Here is a 13,937-nt window from a genome sequence, read left to right as displayed (position 1 = left end):
TACTAACATTGCCCCTTAAGGAATCAAATTATACCATAATAAAACCAAACGATAAAAGAATAAATAAGATATCAAATAGAATAAGACATAATAAATGACTTAAACGAAAGAGATACAAAATCAAACTAATTTAGTTTAGTTTTAAAGCATAACATCACAAACCATTCAGAAAAAGAAATTATAAACTACTACATCAACCACAATTAATCATAGCTCTAATTTTTGATTTTCAAATAAAAATTTAAAAAGTCATAACCAATAATTAATAATTAAAGTCGAACAAGATAAATGCCAATCCCTATTTATTAAAATAAAAATCAAATAATATCGCTTATATTATATCATAATAATCTACTTTATAACTTAAGAAATTATTTTGTAAATAGCGTTTTTATGCTTATAATTATCTAAGGAAAAATTACTTTTTATGCATGAACAATCTTATGAAACAATATTCTTATTAAGTTTTAGTATATTTTTAATAATAAATTTATTCAATTTTAAAAGAGAATTTTCTTACGAAGATTATTTCATAATCTTCCCCGGAATCTTTTTTATAATTACTCTATATCTCATAGAAGTAAGACCATTAATGTTTTATTCCGGATCCATATTTTTATTCTTTTTAATAACAACTACCATGAAAACCATAAAAACAATAATTCTTAGAAGACACACAAAGAGAAAAGATAATAAATTTAAAAGAATCATTTTTACTATCCCATTTAAAATAATGATAGTACTACCATCTATAATGGTGGTACTAATTTCAACTGTATTTTCATACCTTGGATTCTTTACAGACTATCCAAAAGATGTAAATTCCAGCTACAAAGTAGGATTTACAAAAATCAAAGATCATAAGAATAATTTAAATTTATCAGTATGGTATCCAATCAATTTTACACTAGGACTTAAACGTCAAAATCCTTTTTTTCATTACGATTTTAATCCATTTTTCATAAATGAAATGAACTATCTACCAAAATATGAGAATGTATATAAAGATGCTCCAATTAGCAATAATCAAAAACTATATGATAGTATCTTAATTATATTGCCATTTTATTCTCATGATTCAATGTTTAAATCATTTGTAAACAGACTAGTTAAAAAAGGAAACATTGTATATCTATACGCTCCACAATACAAACATATGAATGCTAGTAATTTTATTACAAACAACAATGCAGGTTTGTTAACTTATATTTCAAACGCAACTATTAAGTATCTAATAGAACCTATCAAAATTTTCAGCGACAGAAAAGACAAAACATCTGATGTTACAGAGATTCAAAATGTTCTTGAACTTATTAAATCAACTCAAAAATTAAAATTTCTAGATCCAAGAGTAGAGCTGAATCAATTAATTCTAATTACAATGGGAAATCAAGCAAATATTGCAAATGCAATCATTAGTAAAAACAAGCAAATAAAAAAATACATAAACATCGGTGGAAAACCTCAAAGCTTCAAAATAAAAACATTGCAACTACTAATAAAACAAGATGAAAATGAATGGCAAAAAACCAACACAGATCCATCTTCTATAAAAGTAATAAACATGAATAACATTGGTGAAATTTCTGATTTCATCTTCAGTAGAAGTTATTTAGAAAGTTTCAATTTCTTTAAAGACAAAAAATTAATGCTACCAAGATTTGATTTTGTAATTAACGAAATCAATAAATTCATTGAGGACAGAGGATCTTAAAAATGCAACAAAAATTCATACTGTTAATAATATCTTTGATATTATTAACAGTAAAGAGTTACTGTATTGAAGAAATAATTGAAATAAATACTGAAATACAAAAAGAAAAATATATTCCTTTTCTACTAAGTAGAGGCAAAAGTCAAGTAGAAGATCTCATAAGATATACATTAAAAATGAATCCCCACCTTGAAGCAGAATACGTTAAAACAATTGCACAAACTTACATAGATGAATCCATAATTGAAGGCATAAATTATGATATTGCCTATGCTCAAATGCTACTTGAAACAGGTATTTTAAAATTTAATGGTATCGTTTCTAAAGAACAGCATAATTTCTCAGGCATAGGAGCTACTGATAACTTTACAAAGGGAAATTCTTTTTCTAATATCAAAGAAGGAATAAGAGCACATATTCAACATTTAAAAGCTTATGCTTCAAGACAAAACATAAATTCCAATATGGTTGATCCTAGATTTTACCTCGTCAAAAGAGGCTCTGCTCCAACAATATATGATCTTACCGGGAAATGGGCCAAAGATAAACTTTATGATAAAAAGTTAAAAAAAATATTGCTTGGATTATTAGAATTTGATAATGCAAAAAAATAAGGATACTATATTAGACATATTAGAATTTATATATAGCAAATATAATAAACGAGAATTTGTTCATCCAGATCCACTAGAATTTTTATACAAATATACAGAAAAAGAAGATATTGAACTTGCAGGCCTAATTAGCTCATCATTAGCACTAGGAAGAGTTGAACAAATATTAAAAGCAATTAATAGTGTCTTAAAACCGCTTGGAAGCAAGCCTTCAGAAACACTCAAAACACTTAAAAAAGAAGATTTAAAAACAATATACAAAAACTTTACTTATAGATTTTTCAAAACAGAAGATATTATAAGACTACTAATACCTTTGAAAAAAATACAAGAAAAATACTTAACAATTGAGAATTTACTCTATAACATTTACAAAAAAAATGAAAACTTCATATCAAGCTTAGACGAACTAATAACACAAATGGAAAATATCAATGAACACTCATTCAGCATAATACTTCCAAAACCTTCAAAGGGAAGTGCCTGTAAAAGGCTATTTCTATTCTTAAGATGGATGATAAGAAAAGATGATGTTGACTTAGGAATTTGGAATAAATTCAACCCATCAGATTTAATAATTCCAATGGATACTCACATGAGAGACATCTCATCAAAACTATTTAATCTCCAAAACAACAAAAATGTAAGTCTTAAGAAAGCAATAGAAGTCACAAAACATTTCTCAAAAAAAAATAAAGATGACCCTGTAAAATATGATTTTTCTTTAACCCGATTTGGAATAAACAGAACATTTAATAAAGAAGAACTATTTACAAATATTTTCAAACTTAAATACTAGGCATTATTAACAAGAAAATTTAAATTTATCTCGCAGTATATAATATTAGTAATTACGACATAAAACCCTTTATCAAGAAAAACGCATAATAAAAGAACTAATAATCGCCTTTAAAAGCATTTCCCAAAATCCTAATGCCTTCAAGGGTCAAATACAAATTAGCTATAAAATCCACGCTTATTAAAGGTAAAACTAAATAAGAATTTCCACCTGTAATTATCAATCTAAATTCCTTATCATAATTACGCATAAGCTCATGATAAACGCCTTCTATTAAATATTTATACTGATAAATTACACCACTATTTACACTATCAATAGTTGATAAACCTAGCAATTTTTTCGGTACTGCAAGATTAAAATCCTTTAAAAGATAGGCATTCTGAATTAATGCATTCAAATTTGTAAAAGGCCCACCATTAATAAGACCACCAAGTATACCTTCCCTTCTGCTAATCGCAAAAATAGTACAAGCTGTTCCAAGATCTACTACTAAAGCATCATTAATATTATAATACTCAATAGCTCCAACAAGATTTGCAAAAACATCTGACCCTAATACAAATCGATTGTTATTATAAAGATTAAAACTTAAGTCATAACTTAAATCAAATCTAATGAATAAAGGATTTACCTTATAAAGGGAAACAATTGCATTGATAAGTACTGTATCAATAATTGGTACAACACTACTTACAAACACTTGATCAACCTTGTAGTCAAATTTAACCTTAAGAAACTTATAAAGCTCCTTAAAACTCAAATCACGTTTTGTGCCAAGCTTGCAATATATCTGCATTTTATCCAGTCTATACAATGCAAAAGATATACTTGTGTTTCCAATATCAATAATTAACTGAACTGAACCAACAAGTTTATTCATCAATATTCCCAAATGCCTTTACATCATCAAATCTTAAGAGAATCTTTGTATCATCGGATTTCTTAGGTGTTATTTTTAAAACCAATATTTTATTATCAGAATAATATCTCCATCCATCAGAATAGATGTAAAACTGAGGATCTGTAAACCAATTAATATTCCTAAACCTAACCAAAGTAGGATTTGGGATCCCTTTAAAAAAGAAATACCCAGAAGAATTTAAACCACGATCAAAATTAATAGAATAAAACGCATTAGAAAAATCAAAATTTATAATCTTTGTCGCACCATATATCCAATGTCCAACTCCAAGATTTGGCAATAAACTAAATCTCGGAATATAATCATTATCAACAATATCAGCATAATAATTTTCATAAGGAATTTTCTCAATATCAGGCTTAAGTAAAGAATAATAAATAGCATTAAAAACAAACTCCAAGAGTAAATCATTACCTAAGTGGGAAGCAAGTCTTTTAAGTAATCCCGCAATCTTAAGTGTATATTCAAAATCCCAAGACAAGTCACTCTTATTACCAGGAATATACGCTTCTCCATTACTAGTTACAGAAAATAAAATAGATACAAATTTAGTTAACTCTTCTTTAAGCTTACCAAGCACAAAATTATCATTATCAAATTGCAAGAATATAATATAATTAGAAAGCACATTATAAGCTTGGGTTAAATTAAATCCAGAAGTCAATATCACTTCCGGTTTCCTTAAAATATTTAATGCACCATTTAAAATAGAAACATTCTCAGATAAAAAAATCTTCTCTAAAAGATACGCATCTTCTTTTAAATATTTCAAAAGCTTATCCGACTCAAGAGAATTAATAAAAGTTTTATTTACAGATAAATAGCGAAAAAATTTATCAAGTTTTTCTGCATCAACGTAGTAACTTGCACTTAAATATGTTAAATGATCTTCATTAAGACTCACTAAAGATTTAAGTTTTAAAAATGTAGCTTCATAATCAGGTCTTGTTAAAGACTCAGCCAATAAATAAATAAATATATCCTCATCAAAAGAATATACATTACCCCTACGCCATCCGCCCTTCTTAACACTAAATCGTGACTTGTTGCTCCATGCATCATAGGCTTTATCTCTAAACCTAACCAATGCTGAGTCAAAGTCCTTTTTATCTACCTTCTTAATCGATGAATACACAACTGGAGAATTTACATCTAAAAGAATATCCGGTTTGCTAGAAATCAATTCATTTGAGGTTTTAGATCCTTCAACCAAATCTCCGATCTGAAAAACTTCTTGAGGACTAACTAAAATTTCTCTCTCATTCATCTGACTATGTTTTCCCAAAGAAACCTCAAAATGACTATCTGTAGCCTCAATGATAATATTTTCATCAAATAAAATTTTATAATCACTCTCAATTTCATAATTAATTAACAGTTTTTTAGAAAGATTTGAACTAACATTAAAGTTATTATTTGAATCAAATGAAAAGAGTAAAAAAATGTTATTTTCAAAATAAACGTAAATAGCATTATCTTGTACTTTATAAGAAATGGGATAAAGATGAATCCCATTTTCAGGAATAATAAGCGGTTTTGTCTTAGATAGATGTATCTTAATACCTCTTATATTAAGGGTAAGATTATCTAAAACATATTGATTATCTTCAACCTTATTGTTAACTAAAAATTTTAAATCCTTTAATAAAAACACATTTAAACTTAAGTCTCGAAACTGAATAAAAACAACAAAAAATAAAAACAGAATACCAATTAGCAAGTAAAAAAAACTTAAACTCAAATATTTATTCATATCATTCAATATTAATAATAAAGAATTAAAATATCAATATCGGTTGTATAAAAGCAAAAAACTTAATAAACTTAATAAAAGTACGTATAATCATACAAATAGGAGCAAAAAAATAAATGAAGATTCCAAAAAACTATATCCCAGGAACAAATCCATATAAATCTCTTCCTAAAAAACCCATTATTGAATCAAAAAAAATATCAAAAAAACAAGAACAAATAAATGCAGAAATAATGAATTCACAAGAGAGAATACTGAAATTATATATAAGAAGATTACAAAAGAAAGATCAAGTAATGCTTCAAAACTTCATCATGGAAGGACATAAAGTTGGTTCTAAGATTTTTAACAACTTGCCAAAAACTTTACAAGAAATAATAACTATAATGAACATAGAATCTCTAAGAGTACTACTTAAAAACACAAAAAATCCTATAAAAAAACTTTATATCAAGTTTTCAACTTGGACACTAAACAAACTATTAAAATCTATTAATAACTCAAGCATAACACAAGACAAAAAAACATCTAAAAAAAATGTAAAGAAATAAAAAAATAAAAACAAATAATCCCCACTTACTGGAATAACTAATATCAATTAAACCCCTAATCTAGCTTACCAATTAATTAAGAATAAACTCCAAAATAGAAAAATCATCCCTAAAGGCATTATATTTTGATAAATTCAACATCTTTTCATAAAGACGTACTAAAACAAAATCATCCAAATCATATGAATTTTTTTTCAATATCTTATAAAAATCATCAATAGACATTATTATATCTTGCTTATTTTCAACCTCATAAACACCATCACTAAAGAGCAAGAGATGCGCGAACTTACTCAATAAATATTCATTTTCCTCACAAGAATACATCTCTTCAATCCCAAGAATCGCCCCTCTTGTCTGAAGATAAATATTACTCTCAGCACTTAAAACAACAGCAGGCGGTGCTCCTGCTGATGCAAACCTTAGATGCCTTGTTTTTACATTTAAAACACCATACCACAATGTAATCAACATATCACTTTTAAATTTAACAAAATAACTGTTAACATATTTTAATACCTTAGAAGGACTAATATCATTATTATTCATAATATAAGAATTAATAACACTTGAAACGCTAAGGGATAAAAGTGCAGAACCTACTCCATGACCTGAAATATCTATCAAATAGATTATTAAATTATCATCATTAACAAAATAATAATTAAAAAAATCACCGCCAATGCGTTTTGATGGAACAAAAATCCAATTAGAACTAAAAAATTCATTTTGCATCTTCATGGGCAATAAAGTTTCAATATAATTCCCAGCTTCAATTAGCTCACTCTCAAAATACTCTCTATTATGAAGTATAAGATCTAAATATTTTTGTCCCTGTTCTATAACCTTTTTCTTTTCAAGAAAATTACTTATCCTAATATCTAATACTAAGAAATCTAGATTTCTTAAAAAATAATCATCTACTTGCTCTTCAATAAAAATCTGAATAATATCTTTCCTATTTATCTGAGAAACAATAATAACAGGAATCATTTCATAAAAACTATTATTTTTAACATTCTTAAGCAAGTTTAAAATCAACTGTATATCTTTATCCGAACTTAAATCAAGAATAATTAAATCATAAAAATCATTACAAAGTAACTGATTAAATAAGTCAACAGTATCTGTAGATAAAACAGCATAGTCTTTTAAAATCAAATAGTCTTTAAGCCTTTTACTATAAATACTATCACAGGAGAAAATCAATATCTTATGTCCATCTTTATTTAAAGCCTGTCTACTTGCAAGAGCAGAAGAGAGAACTACATTCTCAAGCTCAATCTCTATATAAGATATTATCGATGAGATCTTAAAAGCAATGGCCTTAAAAAAGGCAATACCAGCATCTTTAATCTCACTATAATGCATAGCATTATCTATTAATTCTAAAGATAAATATAAATAAGAAAGTAAATCGCATTTCATGCTTCTAATCAAAAATTTGCCTAAATTTAAGTCTTGTGGGTCTTCAAATTCTCCCTGGAATTTATTAGAGATCTCTAAAGTTAATTCAAGATAATTTGTAATATCATTATAAAAATATCTAGGAGTCTCTTTGTAAAGTTCAGAAGAATCAGTATTGATAAGTAAGAAAATCTCTTCTAGTTTTAAACTAAACTCATTTAATATGCTAATAACATTATTACTATTCATCCTCAGTTAACGCAACTCTTGAAATAGGAAGCAAAATATCATTACCAAAAGCTTTTCTAGAAACTTTAACTATCATAGGACCTTTCCTTCTTTTATACTCACTCTTAGAATAAAGATCTAACACCTTTGTAACCACCTCTTTTCCAAAAGATTCATAAAGCAACTCCAAGGGCTCATTTTTAAGTAAATACTGACTTAATATCTCATCAAGAATTTCATATCTAGGAAGAAAATCACTGTCTTTTTGACCAGGTCTAAGCTCAGCAGAAGGCTCTTTTACAATAACATTAACAGGAATAACTGATCTTCCTTCTTTTAAATTAATATATTTTGCAAGACTATAAACATCTCGCTTAAATAAATCGCCAATTAAAGCAATTCCACCACAAGAATCACCATAAAGAGTGCAATAACCAACAGCAATTTCACTTTTATTTCCAGTATTTAGAAGCAAAGACTTATTTGCATTACTATAAGACATTAAAAAAATCCCCCTAAGTCTAGCTTGAAGATTTTCCTCAGTAACTCCCTTTGTATCAAAATACCCATTAAAAAACTCTAAAGCAGATTGAAACATGCTCTCAATAGGCATATCAATTAACTTAAATCCCAATTCTCTAGCAAGTTCTTTCGCATCAAAAACAGATCCTTTTGATGAAAACCTACTAGGCATAGAAATACCAACAACTCTATGAGCCCCTAAAGCAACACATGCAATATAAGCAACAAGAGCAGAATCAATGCCTCCAGAAATACCCAAATGAACTTTATCAAACCCAGATAAAAACACATATTCTCTTAAACTACTTATCAATGCTTCAATAAGTCTATCAAAAATTTTAGACTCACAGTCAAGCTCTAAATCATGAAATCCTTCATCAAATAAAATATCGTCTTTAAATTCTCTAGCCTGTTTTATTTTACCGTATTTATTAATAAAAAAACTCAAACCATCAAATACAACAGAATCATAAGTCCCATATAAATTGGCATAAGCAACTTCCAAATTATTTTTAATAGCTATTTTTTTGAAAAATTCAAGTCTTAAATTATTCTTATCTCCAGTAAAATAAGACTTTGATGGAATTAAGAGATAATCAATGTTACTAAAAAACGCACTAAATTTTTCATCAAATCCCTGAAATAAAAGCTCATCCCCCAGATTTAATACGGCAATACTTTGACCCTTATAATCAAATAAGACCGGCACATTGACTTCCCTAGCTGTCAAGACAAACCGATGATCACTTACTACAGATATGCAATCTAATAATTTACCCTCATAAAAACTATAATGTCCAAATACAACACAAAGTCTATCATCAACTTGCTCTTTTATAAAATCAAGGCAATCAAGAATTTTTCCCAAATATTCTGCCCTATTAAATAAATTCTTGTACTCAATGCCCCCAATAAAAATAAAAGGAAAAACTAAAATATCAACTTTATTTTGAATAGCATACTCATAATTTTCCTTAAACTCACTCAGAATCTGTTTAAACTTAAAAAGTCTACATTTTGTCTGCACTATACATATTTTCACAAAGTAAATAATAAGCAATAACAGACAAAATTACAAGAAAATCCTAAATCACACTTAACCATTTCTCAATATCATATTTCATTTTAATTGGAGCTATCTTAGGAGTATACCTACCTACCACATTACCTTCTCGGTTTATTAAAAATTTAGTAAAATTCCAACGAATATCTCCTTTAAATTCCTCTGGGGACTTTTCTCTTAGATATCTATATAAAGGATGTGCATTCTCGCCATTAACATCAATTTTAGAAAAAATAGGAAATGAAACATTATAAACTGTCCGACAAAATTTTAAAATCTCATTATTTGATCCAGGCTCCTGAAATCCAAACTGATTACAAGGAAATCCCAATATTAAAAACCCCCGCCGCTTATATATTTTGTAAAGCACTTCCAAATCCTGATATTGATTTGTATAACTACAATCACTTGCCACATTAACTATAAGCAATACTTTTCGAATATAATCTGAAAGAGAAATTTCAGGCCCTGATGCAAGCCTTGCTCTAAAACCATACACAATCATAAAAACCCCTTAAATATATTCAAGCAAATTTTTAGACATAATTTTAAATAACAAAAATAACCAATGTATTTTTTTATTTTGACAAAAAAGTACACATAAGAATTTATTAAGCTTGAAATATGTGTCAATATTATACTATTATGACTTAATAGTCAAAATCGACTCTTTCAAAGATAATTAAAATGAATCAAATTAATAGAAAACTCTTTAAAGAAAAAATTTGTAAAATATTTTCTTTAAAGATAAAATGCTTTATAAAAGGAGGCCAAAGTGGAAGAAAAGGAAAGATGTGAAGAATTTGAAAAAATTAAAGAACAAGAAAATGAAACACTACCAAATGAAGACAGTCCTAGCATGGGGGAAAAAGTTGCTGAACTGGAAAATGAAATTTCAAATCTAAAAGATTTATATTTAAGGAAACAAGCAGAATTTGAAAATTTTAGAAAAAGACTTGAAAAAGATAAAGAAAATTTTATTAAATTCGCAAATGAAAACATAATGAAAGATATAATTAACTTTCTTGATAATTTAGAAAGAGCAATAGATTCATCAAAACAATCAAAGGATTTCGATACTCTATTATCAGGAATTAGTATGATTGAAAGTGAAGTGCTCTCAAGCTTTGACAAAAAGTATAATTTAAAAAAGTTTGGCAAACCGGGAGAAGACTTTGATCCAAGTCAACATGAAGCAATAAGCATAGAAGAAAAAGAAGGGGTTAAAACTCCTGAAATCGTGGAAGTATACCAAAAAGGATACTGCTACAATAATCGAGTATTAAGAACTGCAAAAGTTAAAGTTGCACAAAGCAAAGATTAATATTAAAGACAAAAAATAATAAAAGGAGGCTTTATATGGGAAAGATAATAGGAATTGACCTTGGCACAACAAATTCATGTGTAGCAATAATGGAACATGGAAAACCTGTTGTAATACAAAATTCAGAAGGAGGAAGAACTACTCCATCAATTGTAGCTTACACAAACAAGGGCGAGAGACTTGTAGGACAAGTAGCAAAAAATCAAATGGTTACAAATCCTGAGAATACCATATATTCAATCAAAAGATTTATGGGGAGAAGATTTGAGGAAGTTGCGAGTGAAATTAAAATGGTTCCTTATAAAGTAGAAAAGGGACAAAATGGAGATGCTCGTGTAAACATTTCCAATATAAAAAAACAAATGTCACCACCAGAAATATCAGCTGCAACTCTTACCAAAATGAAAGAAACAGCTGAGGCATATTTAGGAGAAACAGTTACTGAAGCTGTAATCACTGTTCCAGCTTATTTCAATGATGCACAAAGACAAGCAACAAAAGATGCCGGAAAGATTGCAGGGCTTGATGTTAAGAGAATTGTTAATGAACCAACAGCTGCAGCTCTTGCTTATGGGATTGAGAAAAAAAATGAAGAAATAGTTGCTGTTTACGATCTTGGTGGGGGAACATTCGATATCTCAATACTTGAACTTGGGGACGGTGTTTTTGAAGTTAAATCAACAAATGGGGATACCCATCTTGGAGGAGATAACTTTGATGATGAAATCATCAAACATTTAATTACTGAATTTAAAAAAGATAGTGCTATTGACCTATCAAACGACAAAATGGCACTTCAAAGACTTAAAGAAGCAGCAGAAAAGGCAAAAATAGAACTCTCAAGTGCTCAAGAAGCATCAATAAACCTTCCATTCATCACAGCCGATGCAAATGGACCTAAACACCTACAATATACTCTAACAAGAGCAAAATTTGAACAAATGGTAGATCATTTAGTTCAAAAAACAAAAGAACCATGTCTTAATGCTATTAAAGACGCTGGACTTAAAGCTTCTGACATTAATGAAGTAATACTTGTTGGGGGCTCTACAAGAATACCAGCTATTCAAAAAATCGTAAAAGAAATATTCGCTCAAGAGCCAAATAAGGGTGTAAACCCTGATGAAGCTGTTGCAATAGGAGCTGCAATTCAAGGTGGAATCTTGACAGGAGAGACTAAAGATATGGTACTCCTTGATGTTACACCCCTCTCATTAGGTATTGAAACACTTGGTGGAGTTATGACAAAACTAATTGAAAGAAACACTACAATTCCTACCAAGAAGAGTCAAGTATTCTCAACAGCAGCAGATAACCAAACTTCCGTAGACATTAAAGTTTTGCAAGGTGAACGTGAGATGGCATCACAAAACAGAGTACTAGGTAATTTCATTCTTGACGGAATACCAGCAGCACCAAGAGGAGTCCCACAAATAGAAGTTAGTTTTGACATTGATGCTAATGGAATAGTTCATGTTTCTGCTAAAGATATGGGAACTGGAAAAGAACAAAAAATTCGAATTGAGTCATCATCAGGACTATCTGAGGAAGAAATTGAAAGAATGGTTAGAGATGCTGAAGCTCACGCTGAGGAAGATAAAAAACTAAAAGAAAGCATAGAAACAAAAAACATAGCTAATTCCTTAATTTACCAAACAGAAAAATCTCTAAAAGAATATGGAGATAAAATAACAAGTGAAGACAAGGAAGCTATTGAAAATAAAATAAAAGAACTTAAAGACGCACTAGAAGGATCGGATGTATCTTCAATTAAATCAAAAACAGAAGAACTTCAACAAGCTTCTTATAAAATAGCTGAAATGATGTACAAAGACGCTCAAGCCAGCTCATCAAATCAAGATAATGCTCAAAACAATGCAGGTAGTGAAAGCAAAGAAGCTGATTACGAAGTTGTTGATGAGGATAAGAAATAGTGAAAAGAGATTATTATGAAATTTTGGGGCTCTCAAAAGGAGCCTCAAGAGATGAAATAAAAAAAGCATATAGAAAAATAGCAATCAAATATCATCCGGACAAAAATAAAGATAACAAAGAAGCTGAATCTATTTTTAAAGAAGCAACAGAAGCTTATGAAGTTTTAGGAGATGATAACAAGCGTGCTCAATACGATCGATTTGGACACACAGCTTTTGAAGGCGGGGGAACCTCAGGATTTAGTGGGTTTTCTAGCGGATTTAGTGGATTTTCAGATATTTTTGAAGATTTTGGAGATATCTTTGATTCATTTTTTACTGGAAAACGTGGGCAAGATAAAAATAAACAACATGAAAAGGGTCAAGACATAACATATCAAATCGAAATATCACTTGAGGATGCCTATTTAGGTTATAACAATAACATTAATATTGCAAGAAATATGTTATGTGAATCTTGCTTAGGAAAAAAATCTGAAAAAGGAACTAGTCCTTCAATATGCAACATGTGTAATGGCAGTGGCAGAGTAATGCAAGGAGGGGGGTTTTTCAGAGTAACAACTACATGTCCGAAATGTTATGGAAATGGAAAAATAATATCAAATCCTTGCAAATCATGCAAAGGAACTGGAAGTCTTAAACATAAAGAAACAATCGAACTCAAGATTCCAGCAGGAATTGATGACTCACAACAAATTAAAATAAGAGGAAAAGGTAGCGTAAATCCCAATAATCAACAATACGGAGATCTCTACATAAAAGTATCAATAAAACCCCATAGAATCTTTAAAAGAAATGGAAAAGATCTATATGCAACTCTTCCAATAAGCTTTACTCAAGCTGCACTTGGAAAAGAGATAAAAATACAAACAATAGCAGCAAAAAAGATTGCAATAAAGATTCCACAGGGCACAGAAAATGATGAACAAATTATTATTAAGAATGAAGGCATGCCAATATTACATACAGAAAAATTTGGAAATCTTATTTTAATTATTAAGATCAGAACTCCTAAAAATCTAAGTCACAATGCCACTTGTCTACTGGAAGATTTAAGCAAAGAAATCAAAGATATTGATGAAATCACTTTAAATAAAGTTTAG

The 13,937-nt window shown here is 28.8% G+C and carries 12 protein-coding genes; 7 read left to right on the top strand and 5 right to left on the bottom strand.

Features of this window, described 5'->3' with window-relative positions; all coding sequences use genetic code 11:
- Positions 1-427: 427 nt before the first annotated feature.
- The 3 genes from bhYOR_RS02650 to bhYOR_RS02640 are packed head-to-tail and all read left to right on the top strand — an operon-like array spanning position 428 to position 3,127.
- Positions 428-1,714, top strand: coding sequence for a hypothetical protein (locus tag bhYOR_RS02650; RefSeq protein ID WP_025434070.1), 1,287 nt, complete (start codon positions 428-430; stop codon positions 1,712-1,714).
- Between the two features lie 2 nt (positions 1,715-1,716).
- Positions 1,717-2,328 (top strand): glucosaminidase domain-containing protein, encoded by a 612-nt coding sequence (locus tag bhYOR_RS02645; RefSeq protein WP_025399845.1) that lies wholly within the window; start codon positions 1,717-1,719, stop codon positions 2,326-2,328.
- Positions 2,315-3,127, top strand: a complete 813-nt coding sequence (locus tag bhYOR_RS02640; protein WP_025434068.1) for a TIGR02757 family protein — start codon at positions 2,315-2,317, stop codon at positions 3,125-3,127. The genes bhYOR_RS02645 and bhYOR_RS02640 overlap by 14 nt, the downstream gene beginning before the upstream one ends.
- Positions 3,128-3,224: 97 nt before the next feature.
- Here bhYOR_RS02640 and bhYOR_RS02635 read toward each other — a convergent pair whose 3' ends face one another.
- Entirely contained in the window at positions 3,225-4,010 is a 786-nt protein-coding gene (locus bhYOR_RS02635) for a type III pantothenate kinase (RefSeq protein WP_025434067.1), read from the bottom strand.
- On the bottom strand, positions 4,003-5,805 hold the full coding sequence (locus tag bhYOR_RS02630; protein ID WP_025434066.1) for a hypothetical protein: 1,803 nt from the start codon (positions 5,803-5,805) through the stop codon (positions 4,003-4,005). The genes bhYOR_RS02635 and bhYOR_RS02630 overlap by 8 nt, the downstream gene beginning before the upstream one ends.
- 116 nt (positions 5,806-5,921) lie before the next feature.
- Here bhYOR_RS02630 and bhYOR_RS02625 point away from each other — a divergent pair, with 116 nt between their 5' ends.
- A complete protein-coding gene (locus bhYOR_RS02625) occupies positions 5,922-6,356 on the top strand; it encodes a hypothetical protein (RefSeq protein ID WP_038446213.1) in 435 nt (144 codons plus the stop codon).
- Positions 6,357-6,428: 72 nt separating this feature from the next.
- Here the strand turns inward: bhYOR_RS02625 and bhYOR_RS02620 are convergent, their stop codons facing one another.
- Genes bhYOR_RS02620 through bhYOR_RS02610 form a run of 3 tightly spaced genes read right to left on the bottom strand, consistent with a single transcriptional unit; the run spans position 6,429 to position 10,081 of the window.
- The gene (locus tag bhYOR_RS02620) at positions 6,429-8,012 is read right to left on the bottom strand and encodes a SpoIIE family protein phosphatase (protein WP_025399841.1); all 1,584 of its coding nucleotides are present in this window, start codon (positions 8,010-8,012) and stop codon (positions 6,429-6,431) included.
- A complete protein-coding gene (gene nadE, locus bhYOR_RS02615; RefSeq protein ID WP_025399840.1) occupies positions 8,005-9,555 on the bottom strand; it encodes an NAD(+) synthase in 1,551 nt (516 codons plus the stop codon). Before nadE ends, bhYOR_RS02620 begins: the two co-directional genes overlap by 8 nt.
- Before the next feature lie 43 nt (positions 9,556-9,598).
- Entirely contained in the window at positions 9,599-10,081 is a 483-nt protein-coding gene (locus tag bhYOR_RS02610) for a glutathione peroxidase (protein WP_025399839.1), read from the bottom strand.
- Positions 10,082-10,351: 270 nt separating this feature from the next.
- Here bhYOR_RS02610 and bhYOR_RS02605 point away from each other — a divergent pair, with 270 nt between their 5' ends.
- Genes bhYOR_RS02605 through dnaJ form a run of 3 tightly spaced genes read left to right on the top strand, consistent with a single transcriptional unit; the run spans position 10,352 to position 13,937 of the window.
- Entirely contained in the window at positions 10,352-10,900 is a 549-nt protein-coding gene (locus tag bhYOR_RS02605; RefSeq protein ID WP_025399838.1) for a nucleotide exchange factor GrpE, read from the top strand.
- Between the two features lie 35 nt (positions 10,901-10,935).
- The gene (dnaK, locus tag bhYOR_RS02600) at positions 10,936-12,834 is read left to right on the top strand and encodes a molecular chaperone DnaK (RefSeq protein WP_012422278.1); all 1,899 of its coding nucleotides are present in this window, start codon (positions 10,936-10,938) and stop codon (positions 12,832-12,834) included.
- Complete coding sequence (gene dnaJ / locus bhYOR_RS02595; protein ID WP_025434065.1) at positions 12,834-13,937, top strand: molecular chaperone DnaJ; 1,104 nt, start codon at positions 12,834-12,836, stop codon at positions 13,935-13,937. The genes dnaK and dnaJ overlap by 1 nt, the downstream gene beginning before the upstream one ends.

Origin of the sequence: Borrelia nietonii YOR (assembly GCF_023035795.1) — a bacterium.
Taxonomy (GTDB): domain Bacteria; phylum Spirochaetota; class Spirochaetia; order Borreliales; family Borreliaceae; genus Borrelia; species Borrelia hermsii.
Note: the sequence above shows the minus strand (reverse complement) of the source record. Positions and strands in the feature narration are given on the sequence as shown.